Annotated in this window: 20 protein-coding genes; 15 read left to right on the top strand and 5 right to left on the bottom strand. The window is 61.5% G+C overall.

Annotated features, from left to right (window positions below):
* Positions 1-6 precede the first annotated feature (6 nt).
* Positions 7-195: a zinc-finger domain-containing protein gene (locus tag ACN9MZ_RS27260; RefSeq protein ID WP_426339930.1), complete on the bottom strand. Its 189-nt coding sequence runs from the start codon at positions 193-195 to the stop codon at positions 7-9.
* Positions 196-293: 98 nt separating this feature from the next.
* Here ACN9MZ_RS27260 and ACN9MZ_RS27255 point away from each other — a divergent pair, with 98 nt between their 5' ends.
* From ACN9MZ_RS27255 to ACN9MZ_RS27245, 3 genes are all read left to right on the top strand, one after another.
* Positions 294-1031, top strand: a complete 738-nt coding sequence (locus tag ACN9MZ_RS27255; RefSeq protein ID WP_426339929.1) for an AzlC family ABC transporter permease — start codon at positions 294-296, stop codon at positions 1029-1031.
* Positions 1024-1353: an AzlD domain-containing protein gene (locus ACN9MZ_RS27250; protein ID WP_426339928.1), complete on the top strand. Its 330-nt coding sequence runs from the start codon at positions 1024-1026 to the stop codon at positions 1351-1353. The genes ACN9MZ_RS27255 and ACN9MZ_RS27250 overlap by 8 nt, the downstream gene beginning before the upstream one ends.
* A gap of 86 nt (positions 1354-1439) precedes the next feature.
* Complete coding sequence (locus ACN9MZ_RS27245) at positions 1440-1808, top strand: VOC family protein (protein ID WP_426339927.1); 369 nt, start codon at positions 1440-1442, stop codon at positions 1806-1808.
* Here the strand turns inward: ACN9MZ_RS27245 and ACN9MZ_RS27240 are convergent.
* Positions 1805-2746: an alpha/beta fold hydrolase gene (locus ACN9MZ_RS27240; RefSeq protein ID WP_426339926.1), complete on the bottom strand. Its 942-nt coding sequence runs from the start codon at positions 2744-2746 to the stop codon at positions 1805-1807. The genes ACN9MZ_RS27245 and ACN9MZ_RS27240 overlap by 4 nt on opposite strands.
* 160 nt (positions 2747-2906) lie before the next feature.
* Here ACN9MZ_RS27240 and ACN9MZ_RS27235 point away from each other — a divergent pair, with 160 nt between their 5' ends.
* From ACN9MZ_RS27235 to ACN9MZ_RS27200, 8 genes are all read left to right on the top strand, one after another.
* A complete protein-coding gene (locus ACN9MZ_RS27235) occupies positions 2907-3776 on the top strand; it encodes a helix-turn-helix domain-containing protein (RefSeq protein ID WP_426339925.1) in 870 nt (289 codons plus the stop codon).
* 130 nt (positions 3777-3906) lie between these two features.
* A complete protein-coding gene (locus ACN9MZ_RS27230; RefSeq protein WP_426339924.1) occupies positions 3907-5100 on the top strand; it encodes a phosphoglycerate kinase in 1194 nt (397 codons plus the stop codon).
* Between the two features lie 64 nt (positions 5101-5164).
* Positions 5165-6634: a pyruvate kinase gene (pyk, locus tag ACN9MZ_RS27225; RefSeq protein WP_426339923.1), complete on the top strand. Its 1470-nt coding sequence runs from the start codon at positions 5165-5167 to the stop codon at positions 6632-6634.
* Positions 6635-6674: 40 nt separating this feature from the next.
* Positions 6675-7739: a class II fructose-bisphosphate aldolase gene (gene fba / locus ACN9MZ_RS27220; protein ID WP_426319416.1), complete on the top strand. Its 1065-nt coding sequence runs from the start codon at positions 6675-6677 to the stop codon at positions 7737-7739.
* Positions 7740-7867: 128 nt separating this feature from the next.
* Positions 7868-8764 carry a phosphoribosylaminoimidazolesuccinocarboxamide synthase gene (locus tag ACN9MZ_RS27215; protein WP_130310232.1) on the top strand — a complete coding sequence of 299 codons (897 nt, stop codon included), beginning with the start codon at positions 7868-7870 and terminating at the stop codon, positions 8762-8764.
* 3 nt (positions 8765-8767) lie between these two features.
* Positions 8768-9262 carry a 5-(carboxyamino)imidazole ribonucleotide mutase gene (gene purE / locus ACN9MZ_RS27210; RefSeq protein ID WP_426339922.1) on the top strand — a complete coding sequence of 165 codons (495 nt, stop codon included), beginning with the start codon at positions 8768-8770 and terminating at the stop codon, positions 9260-9262.
* Between the two features lie 4 nt (positions 9263-9266).
* Positions 9267-10508 carry a 5-(carboxyamino)imidazole ribonucleotide synthase gene (locus tag ACN9MZ_RS27205; RefSeq protein ID WP_426339921.1) on the top strand — a complete coding sequence of 414 codons (1242 nt, stop codon included), beginning with the start codon at positions 9267-9269 and terminating at the stop codon, positions 10506-10508.
* Positions 10505-11518 carry an L-threonylcarbamoyladenylate synthase gene (locus ACN9MZ_RS27200; protein WP_426339920.1) on the top strand — a complete coding sequence of 338 codons (1014 nt, stop codon included), beginning with the start codon at positions 10505-10507 and terminating at the stop codon, positions 11516-11518. Before ACN9MZ_RS27205 ends, ACN9MZ_RS27200 begins: the two co-directional genes overlap by 4 nt.
* A gap of 12 nt (positions 11519-11530) precedes the next feature.
* Here ACN9MZ_RS27200 and ACN9MZ_RS27195 read toward each other — a convergent pair whose 3' ends face one another.
* Both ACN9MZ_RS27195 and ACN9MZ_RS27190 read right to left on the bottom strand, forming a co-directional pair.
* Positions 11531-12622, bottom strand: a complete 1092-nt coding sequence (locus ACN9MZ_RS27195) for a T6SS immunity protein Tli4 family protein (protein WP_426339919.1) — start codon at positions 12620-12622, stop codon at positions 11531-11533.
* Entirely contained in the window at positions 12615-14306 is a 1692-nt protein-coding gene (locus ACN9MZ_RS27190) for a lipase/acyltransferase domain-containing protein (RefSeq protein ID WP_426339918.1), read from the bottom strand. The genes ACN9MZ_RS27195 and ACN9MZ_RS27190 overlap by 8 nt, the downstream gene beginning before the upstream one ends.
* Before the next feature lie 291 nt (positions 14307-14597).
* Between ACN9MZ_RS27190 and ACN9MZ_RS27185 the strand changes: the two genes are divergently transcribed.
* Complete coding sequence (locus ACN9MZ_RS27185; RefSeq protein ID WP_426339917.1) at positions 14598-16121, top strand: alpha/beta hydrolase family protein; 1524 nt, start codon at positions 14598-14600, stop codon at positions 16119-16121.
* Here ACN9MZ_RS27185 and ACN9MZ_RS27180 read toward each other — a convergent pair.
* On the bottom strand, positions 16081-17424 hold the full coding sequence (locus ACN9MZ_RS27180; protein ID WP_426339916.1) for a S41 family peptidase: 1344 nt from the start codon (positions 17422-17424) through the stop codon (positions 16081-16083). The genes ACN9MZ_RS27185 and ACN9MZ_RS27180 overlap by 41 nt on opposite strands.
* Before the next feature lie 72 nt (positions 17425-17496).
* On the opposite strand from ACN9MZ_RS27180, the gene ACN9MZ_RS27175 reads away from it, so the two are divergent.
* From ACN9MZ_RS27175 to ACN9MZ_RS27165, 3 genes are all read left to right on the top strand, one after another.
* Positions 17497-18414 (top strand): LysR substrate-binding domain-containing protein, encoded by a 918-nt coding sequence (locus tag ACN9MZ_RS27175; protein WP_426339915.1) that lies wholly within the window; start codon positions 17497-17499, stop codon positions 18412-18414.
* Positions 18415-18584: 170 nt separating this feature from the next.
* Positions 18585-19958: an SGNH/GDSL hydrolase family protein gene (locus ACN9MZ_RS27170; protein ID WP_426339914.1), complete on the top strand. Its 1374-nt coding sequence runs from the start codon at positions 18585-18587 to the stop codon at positions 19956-19958.
* Positions 19959-19979: 21 nt separating this feature from the next.
* Entirely contained in the window at positions 19980-20660 is a 681-nt protein-coding gene (locus tag ACN9MZ_RS27165) for an OmpW/AlkL family protein (RefSeq protein WP_426339913.1), read from the top strand.
* The last annotated feature ends 61 nt before the right edge of the window (positions 20661-20721 follow it).

The raw sequence follows: 20721 nt of genomic DNA, 5'->3' as shown, positions 1-20721 counted from the left end.
GGGGGATTAATGGTGGCCGACGTCGGCGCCTGGTTTCAGCTTGTACTGGGTGCCGCAATACGGGCATTTTGCTTCGCCATGTTTGAAGTCCAGGAATACGCGCGGGTGCGAAGACCACAGCGGCATGGCTGGATTCGGGCAGTAGGCCGGCAAGTCGTTGCCATCGAGTTCTACTGGCTGGGTGGCGTTGCTCATTTTATAACACTCCGCGAGATCAAAAACCACGATTTTAATGCATCCCGGCAGCGAAAAGCATTCATCGGTAGAATGTCGGCTTTCCCCTGCGCCTGCCAATGAGTTCACCAGATAGCCTGCCCGACGTCGCGGCCCACCATGAGCCCTCCTGGCGCGCGGGGCTGAAAGACGGGACCCCGACCCTGTTCGGCATCGCCGCCTGGGGCCTGGTGGTAGGCGTGGCCATGGTCAAGTCCGGGCTGACCGTGATGCAGGCGCTGGGCATGACCCTGGTGGTATTTGCCGGTTCCGCGCAACTCACCTCGCTGCCCCTGATTGCAGCCGCCGCACCGATCTGGGTGATCTTCCTGACCGCGCTGGTGGTCAACCTGCGCTTCGTGATCTTCGCCGCCTTGCTCGCGCCGCACTTCGCCAGACTGCCGCTGTGGCGCCGCTTCCTGCTTGGCTACGGCGCCGGCGACATGACCACCGCCATGTTCCTGCAGCGCTATCCGACTGAAAAGCCCGCAATGGGCAAAGTGTCATACCTGCGCGGCCTGTTATACCCGAACTTTGTCGCATGGCAGGCCGGCTCCATCGCCGGCATTTTCCTTGGCAGCGCTGTGCCGGCCGAATGGGGTCTGGGCTTTGCTGGCACGCTGGCGATTGTCTGCATTACCGTGCCGATGGTAGCGACCCGTCCCGCACTGTGCGGCGCGCTGGTCGCTGGCGTGACCGCGGTGCTGGCGCATGGCCTCCCATACAAGCTGGGCTTGCTGGCAGCCGTGCTGGCCGGCATGGTAACTGCACTGGTGGTGGAAGGAATGATCGAACGACGAAAGGCCGCCGATGACTGATCTTGAAATCTGGCTGACGATTGCCGCGCTGGCCTGCGCCACTGCGATCACCCGGTCCTCGTTCTGGGTGATCGGCGAGCACGTCTCAATCCCCACCCGCGTGCAGGAGATGCTGCGCTATGCGCCGTCCTGCGCGCTGGCCGCCATCATCGGCCCCGACTTGCTGCTCGGCTCGCAGGGCGCGGTCGAATTCAGCATCCATAACTACAAGCTGCTGGCCGGCGCAGCCGCCATCGCCTACTACTTCGCTCGCCGAAATATGCTTGAGACCATTGTGTTTGGCATGGCATGCTTTACCGCATTGCGCCTGCTGTTGTCGTAAATTCGGGGTCAGGTCTGTCATTTGGACACCCGCTGCGCACCATTGATCAATCTCAAAGATAACCTGTCCATTTTATGGGAGGGCACATGGCAGAAATAGACCACATGATCTTGCGCGTCAGCAATTCAATGCAGTCAATCCGCTTTTATGCGGATGTGCTTGGATTCAAACACGAAGGCAGGGCAGGGCCGTTCGAAGTGGTGCGCGTCAATGAGGGCTTCACGCTGGATCTGCTGGCGGAGCCGCCCACCATGCATCTTCACCTGGCCTTCCGCGTCGATCCCGAACATTTCGAACGTGTGATGGTGCAATTGCGTGAACGCCGCATTCCATTCGGCGGCAATCATATGGACCGCAACTGCAACCAGCCCCAGCCACAATACGGCGCACGCGGGCTGGCGCTGGCTTGCTATTTCGAAGATCCAGACGGGCACAACCTGGAAATCCGCTACTAGGCCTTCCACAGCTTGCGCGCTTCTTCCGCAATGATGGCAGGGAATTCTTCCTGGAAAAATAGCTTTCCTTCCGGGATGGCGCGGATGCCTTGCGAATGCGGGAAGAGCTGGTCGAGGTAGTGCGCATCGGCCATCGTGAAAATGGTATCGCTGGCGCCCCACACCATGCGCACTGGCACAGTACTGCGCCGCAGTTGGGCCTCGATGCCGGCGAGCGGGTTGGGCGACAGGGCGTTGTGGAACTCGTGGTATTGCGCGCGCCGCAGAGGTGAACTCACCAGTGGCGCTGCATAGTACTCGATGATTTCATCCGTCAGTTGCGCTGGGTTGTGGAAGACGGCGGCGCCAAACGTGGCGCGGGCCATGGGCTGGTCGGTCAGCCACTTGGCGGTTTCGTCCGCCAGCGTGCCCTTGCGGGCCATTTCCAGCACCGGTGCGATTTCGGCGGGCGGACTGTGCGGTTCGATGTCGCAATTGGTCAGCATCAGGCTGCGCACGCGCTGCGGGTAGCGCAGCAGGAACAGTTGCGCTACGGCGCCGCCGCTGTCGCTGGCGACGATATCCACGGTGCCGGCGCCCAATTGGTCGAGCAGGGCCGCCAGCATCTCGGCCTGGGCGGATGCGGCCAGCGACTGGCCGGACGGGATCTCCGAATACCCGAGGCCCATGAAGTCGGGCGCTATGCAGCGTCGGTATGCCGACAGGCGCTCCAGTGCGCCGCGCCACTGGAAGCTGTTCAGCGGCGCGCCGTGCAGGAACAGCGCTGCTGCCGGGCCGGAACCACGCTCGACGTAAGCGATGTGGCCGAAGGGCAGTTTTGCGAAACGACGCGCAGCACGGAATTTGGCGACGTCGGTGGTGGCGGCAATGGATAGTTGTGGTGCCGCGCTAGCGGCGAGGGCGGCGGCGGTCAGGGATAAAAAGTCACGGCGTTTCACTTGCGGTCTCCATGCGGTAGCTGAGTGGTGCAATAGATGCTATCGGCAAGCCTGGGAGACTGCGCGCATAAACAGCCGCTGGCGAGCACAGTCGGCTGATTTTTTATTGCTTCATCGCTGGAAATGGCGCACTCTCCCATTTCCTGCGTGAGAGGAAGCAATGACGACCAGGCCTTCGTGTTATCCAGTGCGGGACGCGGTACCGCTGCTGGATGTGTTGACTTCGCCAGTCCCGCATGGCCGCTTCGACTCGCCGGTTGATGGCCGTCATGTGTTGTGCCTGCACCTTGGCGCTCCGGTGCCGGTCAGCTACCGCGCTGGCCGGTATGAGCGGCAGGGGACTCGGTTGCACGGCCAGTTCTGCGTGGTGCCCGCCGGCTCCAGCACACGCTGGACGCTGACTGCGCCCGCCACATCATTGTTGTTGCGCTTGAATCCATCTCTACTGCAGGACACTGCAGAACATATGCGCCTGGACGCCGGGTTGGCGCCAGCCATCCATATCCGCGACGCGCAGATCGAACGCATTGGCTGGATGATGCAAACGGAAGAGCAAGAGGGGCATCCCGGTGGCAGCATCTTCGCCGACAGCCTGGCCAGTGCACTGGCGTCACGCCTGCTGGCGCTGCAAACGCTGGCCTCCCGCCGCCCATCCGCAGCGCCGCCCCGAGCCTTGCCGGCCTGGCAGTTGCGCGCCATGCAGGACTATATCGAAGCCAACCTTGACCAGGACCTGAGACTGGCCGAACTGGCTGTCGTGGCTGGCTTCAGCGTTTCTCACTTCAAGGAACTGTTCCGCCAGGCAGCCGGCATGCCCGTGCATCGTTACGTCCTGGTCCGCCGCGTCGAGCGCGCCCGCCAACTCCTGCAAGAAGGCAAAAAGACAAATACCGAGATCGCTTTGGAAGCTGGTTTCGCGCACCCCAGCCATATGGTCCGCAGCGTTCGCCAAGTCGTGGGCCTGACACCTGCACAATTGCGCGGCGATGGCTTGAGGAAGATCAAACGTGTGGCTTTGGTGTCCAAATGACAGACCTGACCCCGAATTTTGTTTTCTTGTTGGCAACTAAATATCGGCCTTGCGCGAGCTTAACAAGCGGCTAAGGGCTCCCGGCTTAAGGTAAAATAGCGCTCTTTCCAACTGTGACCCCTGAGTAACCATGCTGAAATTCAACCGCCTGGAAGACCTGGTAGCGCACAACGCGCTACAGGGCAAGCGCGTATTCATCCGTGCAGATCTGAACGTGCCGCAGGACGATGCGGGCAATATCACAGAAGATACACGCATTCGTGCTTCGATTCCGGCGATTAAGGCAGCCCTGGGCGCTGGCGCCAAGGTCATGGTTACCTCCCACCTGGGCCGTCCAACCGAGGGCGAATTCAAGGCCGAAGACAGCTTGGCGCCAATCGCCAAGCGCATGTCCGAGCTGCTGGGCCAGCCGGTTGAACTGAAACAGAACTGGATCGATGGCGTGGAAGTCGCTGCCGGCCAGGTTGTGCTGCTGGAAAACTGCCGCGTCAACAAGGGCGAAAAGAAGAATTCCGATGAATTGGCCCAGAAAATGGCCAAGCTGTGCGATGTGTACGTGAACGATGCTTTCGGTACCGCGCACCGCGCTGAGGCGACTACCCACGGCATCGCCAAGTTCGCGCCGATCGCTTGCGCCGGCCCGCTGCTGGCTGCCGAGCTGGATGCGCTGGGCAAGGCCCTGGGCGCGCCGGCCCGTCCGCTGCTGGCCATCGTGGCCGGTTCCAAAGTGTCGACCAAGCTGTCGATCCTGAAATCGCTGGCCGACAAGGTCGATAACCTGATCGTTGGCGGCGGCATCGCCAATACTTTCATGCTGGCTGCCGGCCTGAAGATCGGCAAGTCGCTGGCCGAGGCTGACCTGGTCGCTGAAGCCAAGGCCATCATCGACATCATGGCTGCCCGCGGCGCCCAGGTGCCTATCCCTGAAGACGTGGTGTGCGCGAAAGAATTCTCGCCTACCGCTGCCGCGACCGTGAAGGCGGTGGCTGACGTGGCCGACGACGACATGATCCTGGACATCGGTCCGAAGACTGCCGCCAAGCTGGCTGCCCAGATCGCTGAAGCCGGCACCATCGTCTGGAACGGCCCGGTCGGCGTGTTCGAGTTCGACCAGTTCGGCGAAGGCACCAAGACCCTGGCCTTGGCGATCGCCAACTCCAAGGGCTTCTCGATTGCTGGCGGCGGCGACACCCTGGCTGCCATCGCCAAGTACCAGATCACCGACAAGATCGGCTATATCTCCACCGGCGGCGGCGCCTTCCTGGAATTCCTGGAAGGGAAGACCTTGCCGGCAGTGGAAATCCTGGCGCAACGCGCCCAGTAACACGGTAAAAGGCGCCCGCAAGGCGCCTTTTGAACTTTTTCAAGCTCACACGAAGGAAACCTTCATGGCACGTGGTACCAAGATCGTCGCAACTATCGGCCCAGCTTCGACCGACCTGAACATCCTGATCCAGATGATCAAGGCAGGGGTCGACGTGGTCCGCCTGAATTTCTCCCACGGCAAGGCGCAGGATCATATCGAGCGCGCCAACCTGGTGCGTCAGGCGGCTGCGGAATGCGGCAAGGAAGTGGCGATCATGGCCGACATGCAGGGTCCGAAGATCCGTATCGGCAAGTTCGAAAACAACAAGATCGAGCTGGCCAAGGGCGACAAATTCGTCCTCGACGCCAAGTGGGGCGAGAACGGTGAACTGGGCAACCAGGAACGCGTGGGCCTGGACTACAAGAGCCTGCCAACCGATGTGAAGCCTGCCGACGTGCTGCTGCTGAACGATGGCTTGATCGTGCTGACCGTGGACAAGATTGTCGGCAGCGAAATCTACACCACCGTGAAGATCGGTGGCGAGCTGTCCAACAACAAGGGCATCAACCGCCAGGGCGGCGGCCTGACCGCGCCGGCCTTGACCGCCAAGGACATGGAAGACATCAAGACTGCGATGTCGTTCCAGGCCGATTACCTGGCGATTTCCTTCCCGAAAAACGCCACCGATATGGAAATGGCGCGCCAGCTGGCCAACATCGCCGGCGAGCCGTTCGGCTTCAAGCCGATGATGATCGCCAAGATCGAGCGCGCCGAGGCGATTCCTGCGCTGCAGGAAATCCTGAACGCCTCCGACGGCATCATGGTGGCCCGCGGCGACCTGGCTGTCGAGGTAGGCAATGCCGCCGTGCCCGCGCTGCAAAAGCGCATGATCCGCATGGCGCGCGAATCGAACAAGATCGCCATCACCGCGACCCAGATGATGGAGTCGATGATCTTTAACGCCGTGCCGACCCGCGCCGAAGTGTCCGACGTGGCGAATGCCGTGCTGGACGGTACCGATGCCGTCATGACCTCGGCCGAAACCGCGTCCGGTAAATACCCGGTGGAAACCGTGGAAATGATGGCGGCCATCTGTACCGAAGCCGAGCAATCCGAATACAACAAACTCGATGCGGACTTCCTGAACGCCCGCTTCACCCGCATCGACCAGTCGATCGCCTATGGCGCCCTGTTCACCGCGCACCACCTGCGCGTGAAGGCGATTGTGGCCCTGACCGAATCCGGCTCCACCGCGCTGTGGATGAGCCGCCACAACATCGACACCCCGATTATTGCGCTCACGCCGAGCACCACCACCCAGCGCAAGCTGGCCTTGTACCGTAACGTTTGCACCCACCAACTGATGCAGGATGCGCCGACCGACGTCGTGTTGCGCGCCGCGGAAGACCTCCTGGTAAAACAGGGTATTGCCCAGAAGGGCGATATGATTGTGGTTACCTGGGGTGCGCCGATGGGCAAGGTGGGCGGCACGAACGCGCTGCGTATCGTGAAAGTGGGTGAGTTCACTCACCGCGCTGATTCGGCTCGATAACGAACGCTAACGATTTCTTTATTGTTATTGGAGTACTACCATGTCCCTCGTATCCATGCGTCAACTGCTGGACCACGCTGCTGAAAACGGCTATGGCATCCCGGCTTTCAACGTCAACAACCTGGAACAAGTGCAGGCCATCATGGCTGCCGCCGACGCCGTCAACGCGCCGGTGATCATGCAAGCTTCGGCTGGCGCCCGTAAATACGCTGGCGAAGCTTTCCTGCGGCACCTGATCGACGCGGCAATCGAAGCTTACCCGCATATTCCTGTCGTCATGCACCAGGACCACGGCCAGTCGCCGGCAGTCTGCATGGCCGCCATCAAGTCCGGTTTCTCGTCCGTGATGATGGACGGTTCCCTGATGGCTGACGGCAAGTCCGTGGCTTCCTACGAATACAACGTCGAAGTGTCGAAAGAGGTGGTGAAGTTCTCGCACTCCATCGGCGTGACCGTGGAAGCGGAACTGGGCGTGCTGGGTTCCCTGGAAACCATGAAGGGCGACAAGGAAGACGGCCACGGCGCGGAAGGCACCATGACCCGCGAACAGCTGCTGACCGACGTGGCGCAAGCTGCCGACTTCGTGCAGAAGACCCAGTGCGACGCGCTGGCCATCGCGATCGGTACCTCGCACGGCGCGTACAAGTTCACCCGCAAGCCAACCGGCGACATCCTGGCGATCGACCGCATCAAGGAAATCCACGCCCGTATTCCTAACACCCACCTGGTGATGCACGGTTCTTCCTCGGTGCCGCAGGAACTGCTGGCCATCATCCGCGAATTCGGCGGCGACATGAAGGAAACCTACGGCGTGCCAGTGGAAGAAATCCAGGAAGGCATCCGTCACGGCGTGCGCAAGATCAATATCGACACCGATATCCGCCTGGCCATGACCGCTGCCGTGCGCAAGTACATGTTCGAGAACCCATCGAAGTTCGACCCACGCGACTTCCTGAAGCCTGCCCGCGCTGCTGCTGAAGAAGTGGTGAAGGCGCGCTTCCTGGCGTTCGGCTGCGAAGGCCGCGCGTCGATGATCAAGCCGATCTCGCTGGAGAAGATGGCTGAGCGTTACAAGGCCGGCGAGCTGGCCCAGATCGTCAAGTAATGAAACCCGGTAAGGCGGGGTCAGACCCAAGGGTCAGACCCCAGTCCGCAGCCGCCGCGTGAACCGGGTCTGACCCTCGGGTCAGGCCCAGGTTTACCGGGTCTAAAAAATCTCAAAGTACCCCCGCCATGAACAGCCTGTACAAATCCTCCATCAAATCCCTCCCCCTGCTGGGCCACGGTAAAGTGCGCGACAACTACGCCGTCGGCACCGACAAGATCCTGATCGTCACCACCGACCGCCTGTCCGCGTTCGACGTCGTGATGAACGAACCGATCCCCGGCAAAGGCATGGTCCTGAACCAGATGTCCGATTTCTGGTTCGAGAAACTGGGCCACATCGTCCCGAACCACCTGACCGGCGTCACCCCGGAGTCCGTGGTGGCACAGGACGAAGTGGAGCAGGTGAAAGGCCGCGCAGTCGTTGCGAAGCGCCTGAAACCAATCCTGGTGGAAGCGGTGGTACGTGGCTACATCATCGGCTCCGGCTGGAAAGACTACCAAGCCACCGGCAGCATCTGCGGCATCAAACTGCCGGAAGGACTGCAGCAGGCTGACAAGCTGCCGCAGCCAATCTTCACCCCGGCTGCCAAGGCAGACCTGGGCGAACACGATGAAAACATCTCCTTCGAAGAGATGGAAAAGAAAATCGGCGCCGAACTGGCTGCCAAGATCCGCGACGTGGCGATCAAGCTGTACACCACCGCCGCCGACTACGCAGCAACCAAGGGCATCATCATCGCCGACACCAAGTTCGAATTCGGCCTGGATGACAACGGCGTGCTGCACCTGATGGACGAAGTGCTGACCGCCGACTCCTCGCGCTTCTGGCCAGCCGATTCCTACCGTCCAGGCATTTCGCCACCGTCCTACGACAAGCAGTTCGTGCGCGATTACCTGGAAACCCTGAAGGACTGGAACAAGGCGCCGCCTGCGCCAGCCCTGCCGGCGGAAGTGATCGAAAAGACCCAGGCCAAGTACTTCGAAGCCATCGAACGCCTGACCGGCGAAAAGTTGAAGGTATAAGCCATGCCAGAGAACAAACCACTGGTCGGCATCATCATGGGCTCGTCCTCGGACTGGGACGTGATGAAGAATGCCGTCGACATGCTGAAGCAGTTCGGCGTACCGTATGAAGCGCAGGTGATTTCCGCTCACCGCATGCCGGACGAAATGTACGCCTACGCCAAGAGCGCCCGTGCGCGCGGCCTGCGCGCCATCATCGCCGGCGCCGGCGGTGCGGCCCACCTGCCGGGCATGGTCGCTGCCATGACCATCGTGCCGGTGCTGGGCGTGCCCGTGCCGTCCAAGTACCTGCGCGGCGAAGACTCGCTGCTGTCCATCGTGCAGATGCCGAAAGGCGTGCCGGTGTCGACCTTTGCCATCGGCGAGGCTGGCGCTGCCAACGCGGGACTGACCGCAGTGGCCATCATCGCCACCACCGACGAGGCGCTGGCTGCCAGGCTGGAAGAGTTCCGCGCCTCGCAAACCGCGGCCGCCAAGGCCATGACTTTGCCGTTGTAAGCGTATGAGTACCGATGTAAAAAATCCTCCAGCGTGGCTCGGTGTCATGGGCGGCGGCCAGCTTGGCCGCATGTTCGCGCACGCCGCGCAGAGCATGGGCTACAACGTGGCCGTGCTGGAACCGTCCGCCGACTGCCCTGCGGGGCAGGCGGCGAACCGCCTGATCAATTCCGGCTACAGCGATGCCGCCGGTCTCGATGCACTGGCTGCGCAATGCGTGGCCGTGACCACTGAATTCGAAAACGTGCCGGCCGACAGCCTGTCGCGCCTGGCGCAATCGGTTTTCGTGGCGCCGAATGCGCACGGCGTGTCCGTGGCGCAGGACCGTATTGCGGAGAAGGCTTTCTTCGTCGCCAGCGCGGCCAAGTCGGGCGTGATGCCGGCGCCGCACAAGATCATCGCCACCGATGCCGACATCGATGCGATTCCCGATGACCTGCTGCCGGGTATCCTGAAGACCGTTCGCATGGGCTACGACGGCAAGGGCCAGGTGCGTGTGAAGTCGCGCGACGACGTGCGCGCGGCCTTCGAAGGCATGGGCCAGGTCACCTGCCTGCTGGAGAAGATGCTGCCGCTGGCGTATGAGGTTTCCGTGCTGACCGCGCGCGGCGCCGACGGCGCCTCCGTGGTCTACCCGATTGCCGAGAACGTGCATCGCGACGGCATCCTGTTCACCACTACCGTGCCCGGTCCGAACATCACCGCCGACTGCGCCGCCAAGGCACAGGCGGCGGCGAAAGCCATCGTGGCCGAACTGGGCTACGTGGGCGTGCTGTGCATCGAGTTCTTCGTGCTGGCCGACGGTTCGCTGGTGGTCAATGAAATGGCACCGCGCCCGCACAACAGCGGTCACTACACCATCGACGCCTGCGTCACCAGCCAGTTCGCACAACAGGTGCGCGCCATGGCCGGCCTGCCGCTGGGCGATGTGCGTCAGCATTCGCCGGCGGTCATGCTGAACCTGCTTGGCGATATCTGGTACGAAGCCGAGGTGGTCGCCGATCCGGTGGAAAATACCGGGCTGCCACTGCCCGGCGCCGAAGCGCGCTTCAACCCGCTTGGCACGGTGCGCGAGCCGGCGTGGGACAAGGTGCTGGCGCTGCCAGGCGCCAACTTGCACCTGTACGGCAAGGAAGAACCGCGCCGTGCCCGCAAGATGGGCCACCTGACGTTCGTCGCGCCGACCCTGGCCGAAGCGCAGCAGCACCTCAACGCCGCCTGCGCCATCCTCGGGATCGAAGCATGACCGACGCCGCATCCCGCGACATCGCCGGCGCAGCAGCTGCGCTGGCGAATGGCGACCTGGTCGCATTCCCTACCGAGACCGTGTACGGCCTCGGTGCGGATGCGGAGAACCCGGCCGCCGTCGCAAAGATCTACGCTGCCAAAGGCCGCCCGCAGGACCATCCGGTGATCGTGCACGTCGCCCCCGGCGCCGACATCGACTATTGGACCACCGAAGTACCCGACGAAGCACGCGCCCTGGTGCGCGCCTTCTGGCCCGGCCCGCTGACCCTGATCCTGAAGCGCAACACGCATATTCCCGACGCCGTTTCCGGCGGCCAGGATACGGTCGGCATCCGCTGCCCGTCGCACCCGGTGGCGATGCACCTGCTGCAAGCATTCAAGGACGGCAAGGGCGGCGTGGCTGCGCCATCGGCCAACAAGTTCGGCAATGTCAGCCCGACTACCGCCCAACACGTGCATGACGAATTCGGCGACGACCCGCGCCTGGCAGCCATCCTCGATGGCGGATCGAGCCAGGTCGGCATCGAATCCACCATCCTCGACATGTCGCGCCTGGCCAGCCACGGCCCGGTGCTGCTGCGTCCCGGCCACATCACCGCGCAGCAGATTGCCGACGTGATCGGCATCATGCCGCGCCAGCCCGATCAGGCCGCGCCGCGCGCTTCCGGCACCCTGGAGTCGCATTACGCGCCGAAAGCGCCGGTGGCACTGTTGCCCACTGGCGACATCGAAAAAACCCTTGCGGAACTCAAGCTGCGAGGGCGTAGTGCCGCGCTGATCCACTACTCGCCGTTTGTGTTGACTCAAGCAAATGTGACGCTCCCTGCCGAGCCAAAGGGGTATGCTTATGGCGTGTATGCCGCGTTGCGCGCGATGGACCAGCAACAGGTCGAGCTGATCCTCGTGGAAGCACCGCCGACAGGCGATGCCTGGCTGGGCGTCAACGATCGCCTGCGCCGCGCCGCTTTCGGTTCGACCGGCATCATTGAGCGTTTCCTGAAGTCGTAAACGCTCCTCCGGTTAGCGCTGCCCACTAATTGGCCTCGGCCTGATCGAGCCAATGATCGTGTCCCACAGGAAGACTGCTTCTTCGTCACTAATGGAGGGTTTGGTACCTCCAGTGGTGTTTCCCTTGACGCCGGTATGCAATTCAATCTGAAGCACTGGCAGCAGAGGGTTCTTGGGCTCACCGTGGCTTTGGAAGGCGAATTCATGGCTTTCGCCTTCAAATTCTTGCGCGGGTTTACGGGCAAGTACTTCGAACCCTTCCCAGCCCCCTAAGTGACGGTAACCGCTTCGAAGGAATTTGATTCGTGAGTACCACTTTCCCATGCCAGATGCGAAGGCCGCCTGTTTTGCATGGTTCATCCTGGGTTCCAATGCATCCGACTCAATAAGGATTTCCTTCTTCGTCATTTCGATTGCCATGTGGACGTCTTCGAATTGCGGCAGCCGAATGCCTAGCGTGACCTCTTCCAGCATATAGCGAGCAGGCTCGCGGAGGAAAGCTCCGTCCAGGCAAAGTCCCGGTTCGTTTGGAATTTCGTTGGATGGGCGGACGCGCAAAGAGCGTGCGACCTCCATCAGTAAAGCTACCGCTTCAAGGTAAGCATCACCTTCGCCGTCAACTTCGTACTCCTGCAAGAATAGGTCATCTCCAAGCCGGAGGAATGACTGGACGTTGTAATCGGCGAAGCTGCCGCGCCCGATGCCAACAACCATTTTGTGTTGCCCCCCTATGCCAGCCAGGACCTTGCCCAGCATTGACTCTTTTTTTTTCAATGCGCCTCGCGCGAACTCTCGATTCTCCTCAATTTTTGCAAGCGCTCGTTTGACTTCGCTGTCCAGGCCTGGCCCTTCACCTTCAAGCCTCGATAAATGGAACGGGACGCGCGCCGGACCGTAAACAACTGCCGCACCTTTGGGCACATCGATCAGGAATCGCCCGACGCAGATGGTGCTTTTCGCTGCGTTAACCTCGACAAGTCTGTTCGAAGTTGAGTTCATTTTTTTGTTCCCTGTATGTTGATATTCGGCCGAAGCGCTGTCGTCAGGCAGGAGAAGCAGAACGATTGCTAGCGGCATCGCCATTGCCGTGATGAGGCTACGCATGGCTTCCCCATTTCATTGTGGCGGCCATTTTTATGATGCTGAACATCGTCGAATGCAAGACATCGTCATTGCTAAAGCTGGCCTGATGTTCATACCCGGTCTGGCGAAAGATTGCCTTGAACCGATTGCTTAAGAGTTGACGATCCGATGAACGGAGCGGGACTGTTTGATCGCCTGCTCCTTGTGAAGGACCAAGTTCTGCGCTGACGCCGGTTATGGGGGTACCCTTGATTGTCTTTCCGGTAAGTGCCAACTTCCCCTGCCTGCTGTCGTTGGTGATGCGATAGTCTATCCATGCGGGATCAGCGTTCGTATCGTTCAGGTTCCAGACGATCTTGTCCCAGGATGGGCGTGCTGCGTCAGCACCATAATGCGCATAGCTTTGCTCGTGGAAGGTGTCGACTAAGTCGAGATGGAACTGCCTGGCTTCACGGAGTAATTTCGTAGTTCTCGCGATCCCGGCACTTTGACTTCCCGCTGGATTCAGCCATTCTTCTCGCAGTAAGCCGAACCATCGATTACGCAGGCAATAGATCTCCTCATAGGGATCGCCGTTTTTTGGAAATTGATCGACAAGAAGGCCATTGCGCCGAATTTCGAGCCAGCCATTCCCATAGGCGCAGTTGGGAAGCAGTTGAAGGCCTCCGGGTGCATTACCGAGAACTGCAGTGACTTCATTGCCGAAATTTCCAAGAAACTTTGGCGCTGGGTTCATCCCCATCTTGCCTTCTTCAAAGCCACAGCGCATGCGCCTGTAGGCCGCCGGTGCCCCGAGTGCAGGCATAACGCCATGTACGATCCCGAGTATTTTGTCATTGATGTTGCCCATATCCGGATGAATCAATGCACGGGCTAGTAAACCGCCCATGGAATGGCTGATGACGATGACCTTCTCACAAGCAAAGCCGCTTCTTTGGTAGTCAAGTATGAGGTTCTTGATTCTTCTCGAAACGATGCGTGCCGAGTCTTCGTTGGATTGCAGCCAGTTGTACCCCATGGCGTGGAGGGGGAACAAGCAATCCTTTGTCGCAGCCTTGAATTCTTCCTCAGTCAATGGCGTGATCGCAGGATTCGCTACAGCTCCCCACTCAGCAGGATTGTGACCAATGATTTTTTTCCAATAGCGATCAGGGTCATGGCGGTTCAGATGCTGTTCGCATTGCTCAAGAATATGTCTGTAACTGTTGAAAAGTATTTCTCCCCATCCTCGCTCCCTTGCCTTTTCTTCTTTGGTCCGGCGCGGTGTGACGGAAGGCGGGTCGTCCGAAAGCAACGGAGAATCGATTTCGAAGCGGAGTGCGACTCTAACCTTGCTGTGATCCTGGCGTTGACCGGCATTTTCATGAGTATTTCCGGTGGGCGCCATTCCGCCATCGTAGCAATCCACCTCGGTTGTTTGCGGGTCCAATTGCAGTTGGCGCCGAACAGGTGATGCTTCAAGGAACTCTGTTACCTCATTCAGCTTGTCCGGACGCCAAGCGACGTTATTGGATTTGTTTAAGCGCTGTTGACGCTCCGCGTTCATGCGCAAGTTCGAACCCATAATTCCGGGCAAGAAGAGAATTGGAACGACGCGCTTCGGCAGAACGTGCATGACCTGCGGCGTCTTGTCATCCTTCGGCGTGCAAAATCCCTGCGCTTTTCTGCCTCCTGAACTCATGTCAACGGATAGCTTAGTGGCCATGCTTGAGTCCTTGTCAATCGATCAGAAAAGCCATGGTGGCACATTGGCTTGCATGGATCTTGATGCGTAATAAGGCTAAGGTGCTTGGTCAGCTATGTTGTGAGCCAACGACAGAAATACCACTTGCGGATTTTCGCCTGCCTAGGCGTGATGCTTGTCGGTGGATGCTTGAGGGGGGAGCATAGCCAATCGGCGCGCTGTCCGGGTAGCTGGAGGAGTATGCTTACATCATTCATACGTGCCGCGCGTTCAGGTTGGGCGGCATTCTCCTGCACATGCACGGAGGCCAATATGCGCCCTATTCGGAAAATTGCGACATATCTTTCCATCCTGGTTGCAGCCTTTCCTCCACCTTCTTGCGTCGCAGCAGAATCCTCCACCGTCTCGCGCACCATGCTGGCCGTCCCTGAACGCGGCACCCTGCTTTCCGGTCCCACCCTGTCCCGCATCGAAACCGGCGTGTTCAGCACCTCCAAGCGCATCGAGCCGGCCATGCTGGCCGAAGTGCTGGAGAAGGCCGGCAGCACCCTGGCCCAATTTGCCGGTACGCCGCGCTGCACCATCACCACCTATAGCCTGCGTTACAGCACCATCGGCGGCAGCGGCGAACCGACGGACGCCAGCACCGCGCTGATCCTGCCGTCCGGCGAAGACCCGGTCTGCCAGGGGCCGCGGCCGGTGCTGTTGTACGCCCACGGCACCTCGACCGCCAAGGACCACAATATGGCGCGCCTGCGCGGCGAAGCCAAGCTGGTGGCGGCCTTGTTTACAGCACAGGGCTATATCGTCGTAGCGCCCAATTACGCCGGCTATGACGGTTCTTCGCTGCCTTACCACCCCTACCTGAACGCCGAGCAGCAATCGGCCGACATGATCGACGCCATGCGCGCTGCCCGCAGTGCGATGGCGCAGCTCAAGGTCCAGGCAGCGCCGCAGCTGTTCCTGGCCGGCTACTCGCAGGGCGGCCACGTCGCGCTTGCCACGCAGCGCGCCATGCAGCAGGGCAGTGAATTCAAGGTTACTGCCGCCGCAGGATTGTCCGGACCGTATGCGATGGCGCGCTTTTCCGACACGGTATTCAGCGGCCAGCCGAATGCCGGCATCACCATCTATTTGCCGCTGATTGCCACTTCCGCCCAGCGCGCCGGCGCGGCGGTCTACAGCAAGCCGGAGGAGCTGTACGAGCTGCAGTACGCCGGCGGCATCGAAACGCTGTTCCCTACCAAGATGACGCGCAAGGAACTGGTCAAGCAGGGCAAGCTTCCCAAGGCCGCCCTCTTCGCGCGCGACTCGCTGCCGCAGGGCAGGGGGGCGTCGGTCTACTTCAGCAATCCGCACCTGGTACGCACCAGCTACCGCGACGCCTACCTGCAAGACCTGGCCCAGCATCCTTGCGACGACGGCGACTGCACGCCTGCCAACAACCTGCGCAAATGGATGCTGAAAAACGATCTGCGCAACTACACACCGCAAAGCCCGCTGTTGCTATGCGGCGGCAGCAGGGACCCTTCGGTACCATTTTTCAATGCCACCGCTGCGGCGGAATATTTCAGCGAACATGGCGCGCCGCCGACCGTGGTCGACCTGGAAGAACTGGGCGCACAGGACGAGTTCAGGGATGCCCGCCGCAGCTTCGTCCTGATTAGCGAAGAGGCCATGAAAAGGGCGCAGGAAGACGCGCCGAAAAGTGGCCGCAGCGCCAACGAACTGCTGATGGACGCGTATCACGCCCGCTTGGCCGGCGCCCCCTGCCTGCTGGCCGCCCGCAGTTACTTCAATTCGTTGCTGCGGCAGGATGCGCCAGCAGCGCCCTGACCAGCGCGTTGCGATCGAAAGGATCGTCGGCCAACACGATGTCAGGCTGCAGCAGCGCCGGTTCGCGCTTGCCTGACGGGCGGTCGAGCACGAAGCGCGGCACCACGACTTCCAGCCCGGTGTTCGGCAGCACGTGCTGTTTCTGCGTGCCGCCGGTCTGGCGCACATAGGCATAGCCACCAGCGCCGACCAGCCTGGCGAAGCCGTGGTCCTGCACCGTATTGCTGAACAGGATGGCGGACGAATAAGTCAGGTCGCCCACCAGCACGAATACCTTGCCGCTGAAATGCAGCGGATGCGCGGGCTCCGGCTGCACCCAGCTATCGACGTTGCCGCTGACGATGTCGCCCACTTTTTCGCCGGGGCCGGCGCGGCCTTCCAGCACTTTCTTCACGTAGCTGGAGCCGTTGCGGTAGGGCTTGTCCGCGATATAGCGCAGGATGCCGGTCTTCCACATATCGTCGTCGCCGCCGCCGTTTTCACGCACATCGATCAACAGCGTCTGCGCGCCGGCATCGCGCAAGCCGGTAAAGGCGCGTTCTGTGAAATCGTAGAAGCGCTGCTTGTCCGGCCAGGCGAACTGGTTGACGGTCAGCAGTCCGACTCCACCCGGCAGGATGCGGAACTGGAAAGTCTGCTCAAACGATTTTTCGCCCGCCAACGCAGCCGGCAGTACCGAGGCTGCAGGTACTTCCAATACCTGCCCGCCGGCCTGCAGGGTAAAGCGCTCCGTTGCGCCATAGTTCTTCCAGTAGTACAGCCAGAAGCGCCGCTCCAGCAGTTTATTGCGGAAGGCCGGCGTATCGCCGTGCACCAGCGCGCCCAGCTCGCGCAGGATGCGCGCCGCCGGCAGCCCGTTGATGTTCGCGATCTCGCGGCCTGCCAGCGCGGAGCTGCCGCCGCCCAGCGCAGCGACGATGCGCAAGCGTTGCTGGCCATCGATCATGACTTCGAACGGGAACAGCTTGCCGCCTGCTTGCAGGTGCTCCCGCGTTTCCGAGCGCCAGTCGGGGAACACCACGCCGAGGTGGGCATCGTTGAACACCGGGTTCATGGCGGCCAGCACGCGCCAGGCCTCGTCGCGCGACAGGGGCTGGCCCAGCTTGCTGCGCGCCACCTCGAAGGCTTGCTCATAGGCTTGCTGCCCGGAGCGCAGTGCAGGCTCGGGGTGCGTGCTCTCGATAGCCTCGCGCATGAATTGCAGGTCCTGCTGCAACTGCGCAGGGGTGAAGCGCGCCGGAGCGGCGTGCAGGGGGACGCAGCACAGCGCGCCGAGGGCAAGGAGGAAGGCAGGAATTTTCATTGCCGAAATTCTAATGAATGGAATACAGTCTGTGCTTAAGATTTCCTGACTACATGATTAAGGCCCGCCTTAATGCTATCCACTGATGACCTGCGTTTTTTCTGCGCCCTGGCCAGCCAGCCTTCGCTATCGGCCACGGCGCGCCTGCTGGACGTGACGCCGTCCTCCGTCACCCAGCGCCTGCAAGCGATCGAAGAAAAATTGCGCCTCAAGCTGGCCGCCCGGCAGGGGCGCGGGATTGTGCTGACCGATCAGGGGCAGTTGCTGGCCGAGCGCGCGCAAGCGATCCTGGCCGAGATGGAAGCCCTGCAGCGCGCGCTGCACGAGCAGCGCGATGAACTGGCGGGGCGCTTGCGCGTGCTGGCGCCGATCGGCTTCGGCAGCACCCACATCGCCCCGCTGGCGGCACGTTTCCGGGCGCAGCATCCGGCGCTGGCCTTCGAGCTGGAATTGTCGGACCGGCCGAACCTGCGCCTGCACGAGGGCTGGGACGTGGTGATCCACATCGGCCCGATGCGCGATTCCAGCTTGCGGCAGCAAGTGCTGGCGCGCAACCGGCGCTACCTGTGCGCTGCGCCGTCCTACCTCGCACGCCATGGCAGCCCGCGCAGCCTGGAGCAACTGTCCAGCCATGCCTGCCTGGCCTTGCGCGAGAATGAGGAAGACGCCACGCGCTGGAAGCTGATGCCGCCCGGCGCCAGCCACTACCGGCCCCTGCGCATTGAACCCACGCTGGCTTGCAACGATGGCCGCGTGGTCAAGCAATGGGCGCTCGATGGCCATGGCATCTTGCTGCGCTCGGAATGGGACGTCGCAGCTGAACTGCGCAGCGGCGCCCTGCGCCGCGTATTGCCCGACCATGCATTGCCGGAGGCCGACATCGTTGCCCTGCTGCCGGCCAGCGCCCGCCAGCGCCCCCAGCGCACGCGGCGCTTCGTCGACTTCCTGAAGCAGCAATTCGCCCATCCTCCCTGGCTGGAACAAGCATGACTTGCAATGCTGATGCGCGGCTGCTACAGTCGCGCCCCTTGATTGTGCAAGGCTATTGTTTTTACAAATTTCTACTTGTAACAAGCAAGTCTAAGCTGGCATATTAGTTCGGCAGCGAATAGCACGCACGTTCGCAAAGCACATAAAAAATCATTCCCTCTGGAGACACAATGCGTCATTTCAAACTTGCCATGACGGTCATGGCGGCGGCAGTTATTGCCGGTTGCGGCGGCAGCGATCCACGCCCAGGCGATCAAAGCCCGAAACTCAAATACTCTTCCCAGGTTTCCTTCGGCGACAGCCTGTCGGACGTGGGTACTTACAAGGTCGGCACCGTGCAAGCCATCGGCGGCGGCACCTTCACCATCAACGGCGACAACACCAAATCCAATCCGGCGCTGACCGGCAAGAACTGGACCGAACTGATGGCCGCGCAAGTCGGCCTGCCAGCACCATGCCCGGCCATGACCGGCCTGGATGGCGACGCCAGCAAGGGCTTCAGCGTGGCGGTGCAAGCCAAGGCAGGCTGTTATGGCTATGCGCAGGGCGGCGCTCGCGTGACCAATCCTGTTGGCCCAGGCAACAAACTGACCGGCAGCCCGCTTGGTGCGCTGACCGTGCCGATCGTCACCCAGGTCAAGAACCACCTGGCTGCCGTGGGCGGCAAGTTCAAGGGCGATGAAATCGTCTATGTCATGGGCGGCAACAACGATGTGCTGATCGGCCTTGAGCAACTGTCGGCTGGCGCTACCGCCGCCGGTACTGCGGCCGGCAGCACCGCCTTCGCGACCAGCCTGGCCACCCAACTGGCAGCCGGCGCCACCGATCCAGCCACTGCAGTGCAGTCCATCTCGCTGGCCATCGCCACCGAAGCGGCACGTGCCGGTAGCACCAGCGCCAGCATCGTGGAAGCTGCCGTGAAGGCTGCGGTGTACGCGGGCAATAGCGCCGCTGCCTCGGAGACCGTGTACGGCCCGATGGTCGTCAAGGCGCAGGCCGATGCGACTGCGGCAGGCACCAAGGCTGGTGCCGATTACGCCGCCGCACAAGCGCCGGTCCTGGTGCAGAACATTGCCAAGGCTGGTGCTGAACTGGTGGCACTGGTGAAGACCCAGATCGTGGCCAACGGTGCCAATTTCGTGGTGGTGAACAATATGCCGGACATCGCCAACACTCCGTCCGGCCTGGCGCAATCGGCCAGCACCCGGGCACTGATCGACAGCATGGTCAAAGCCTTCAACGACACCTTGTCGGCCGGCCTGTCGGGCGACGCCAAGATCCTGCTGGTGGATACCTTCAGCGTCAGCCACGACCAGGCAACCAATCCTGCGCCCTATGGCCTGACCAACGTCACCGACACGGCTTGCGACCTGACGCCTGCCAAGAACCCGCTGGGCAATTCGCTCGGCTGCAACGCCAGCAACCTGAAGGCCGGCGACGTCAGCCACTATTCCTACGCCGACACCGTGCACCCGACCCCGTTCCTGCACCTGTTGCTGGCACGCTATGTTTCGGAAAAAATGGTAGCCAAGGGCTGGCTGTAATCAAAGGATAATGGAGACACCATGACACAACGCATCAACACCGCTGTAAAGCTGCTGGCCGTGATGGCCGCGCTGGGCGCAGCATCGGGCGCATCGGCGCAATCCAAGGGTGAATGGCTGGCGAAGATCGGCGTCAACCGCATTTCGCCGGACGTTACTTCCGGCGACGTGAGCGCACCTTCCAAGCCAGGCATCAAGGCCGAAGTGGGTTCCGACACCAAGCCGATCTTCAGCGTCGGCTACATGGTTACCGATAACGTGAGTACCGAACTGATGCTGGGCGTGCCGTACAAGCACACCCTGTACGGCGCCGGCTCGATCGAAGGCACCGGCAAGCTGGGTACCGCCGAAGCGCTGCCGCCGACCATCTTCCTGCAGTACCGCATGTTCGAGCCGAATGCGACCGTGCGTCCCTACGTTGGCGTCGGCTACACCTACGCCTACTTCCGCAAGGAGACCGGCTCCGCCCAGCTGACTGCGGTGCTGAATACCGGTGGCGAGCCGGCCACCTACTCGCTGGATGCGAAGCACGCCGGCAGCCTGGTGCTCGGCGCCACCGCCAAGCTCGGCGAGCGTTATTACGCCGACCTGAACGTGGTCAAGACCAAGCTCAAGACCACCGCCCACTTCTCCACCGGCCAGACGCTGGACATCAAGCTGGACCCGCTGGCAGTCAGCCTGTCGGTCGGCTACCGATTCTAAGCCGGGCATTCCCCAAAGCCGCCGCAAGGCGGCTTTTTTTTCGTCCCGGCGGCAAGCGGGG

Origin of the sequence: Pseudoduganella sp. S-14, from assembly GCF_049913285.1 — a bacterium.
Lineage (GTDB): Bacteria > Pseudomonadota > Gammaproteobacteria > Burkholderiales > Burkholderiaceae_D > Rugamonas.
Note: the sequence above shows the minus strand (reverse complement) of the source record. Positions and strands in the feature narration are given on the sequence as shown.

Excerpts from the sequence above, each read along its gene's own strand:
- ACN9MZ_RS27245 (WP_426339927.1), top strand. The coding sequence starts at position 1,440 with ATGGCAGAAATAGACCACATGATCTTGCGCGTCAGCAATTCAATGCAG.
- ACN9MZ_RS27250 (WP_426339928.1), top strand. The coding sequence starts at position 1,024 with ATGACTGATCTTGAAATCTGGCTGACGATTGCCGCGCTGGCCTGCGCC.
- ACN9MZ_RS27255 (WP_426339929.1), top strand. The coding sequence starts at position 294 with ATGAGTTCACCAGATAGCCTGCCCGACGTCGCGGCCCACCATGAGCCC.
- ACN9MZ_RS27235 (WP_426339925.1), top strand. The coding sequence starts at position 2,907 with ATGACGACCAGGCCTTCGTGTTATCCAGTGCGGGACGCGGTACCGCTG.
- purE (WP_426339922.1), top strand. The coding sequence starts at position 8,768 with ATGCCAGAGAACAAACCACTGGTCGGCATCATCATGGGCTCGTCCTCG.
- ACN9MZ_RS27230 (WP_426339924.1), top strand. The coding sequence starts at position 3,907 with ATGCTGAAATTCAACCGCCTGGAAGACCTGGTAGCGCACAACGCGCTA.
- fba (WP_426319416.1), top strand. The coding sequence starts at position 6,675 with ATGTCCCTCGTATCCATGCGTCAACTGCTGGACCACGCTGCTGAAAAC.
- ACN9MZ_RS27190 (WP_426339918.1), bottom strand. The coding sequence starts at position 14,306 with ATGGCCACTAAGCTATCCGTTGACATGAGTTCAGGAGGCAGAAAAGCG.
- ACN9MZ_RS27205 (WP_426339921.1), top strand. The coding sequence starts at position 9,267 with ATGAGTACCGATGTAAAAAATCCTCCAGCGTGGCTCGGTGTCATGGGC.
- ACN9MZ_RS27180 (WP_426339916.1), bottom strand. The coding sequence starts at position 17,424 with ATGAAAATTCCTGCCTTCCTCCTTGCCCTCGGCGCGCTGTGCTGCGTC.
- ACN9MZ_RS27185 (WP_426339917.1), top strand. The coding sequence starts at position 14,598 with ATGCGCCCTATTCGGAAAATTGCGACATATCTTTCCATCCTGGTTGCA.
- ACN9MZ_RS27195 (WP_426339919.1), bottom strand. The coding sequence starts at position 12,622 with ATGCGTAGCCTCATCACGGCAATGGCGATGCCGCTAGCAATCGTTCTG.
- pyk (WP_426339923.1), top strand. The coding sequence starts at position 5,165 with ATGGCACGTGGTACCAAGATCGTCGCAACTATCGGCCCAGCTTCGACC.
- ACN9MZ_RS27170 (WP_426339914.1), top strand. The coding sequence starts at position 18,585 with ATGCGTCATTTCAAACTTGCCATGACGGTCATGGCGGCGGCAGTTATT.
- ACN9MZ_RS27260 (WP_426339930.1), bottom strand. The coding sequence starts at position 195 with ATGAGCAACGCCACCCAGCCAGTAGAACTCGATGGCAACGACTTGCCG.
- ACN9MZ_RS27200 (WP_426339920.1), top strand. The coding sequence starts at position 10,505 with ATGACCGACGCCGCATCCCGCGACATCGCCGGCGCAGCAGCTGCGCTG.
- ACN9MZ_RS27165 (WP_426339913.1), top strand. The coding sequence starts at position 19,980 with ATGACACAACGCATCAACACCGCTGTAAAGCTGCTGGCCGTGATGGCC.
- ACN9MZ_RS27175 (WP_426339915.1), top strand. The coding sequence starts at position 17,497 with ATGCTATCCACTGATGACCTGCGTTTTTTCTGCGCCCTGGCCAGCCAG.
- ACN9MZ_RS27215 (WP_130310232.1), top strand. The coding sequence starts at position 7,868 with ATGAACAGCCTGTACAAATCCTCCATCAAATCCCTCCCCCTGCTGGGC.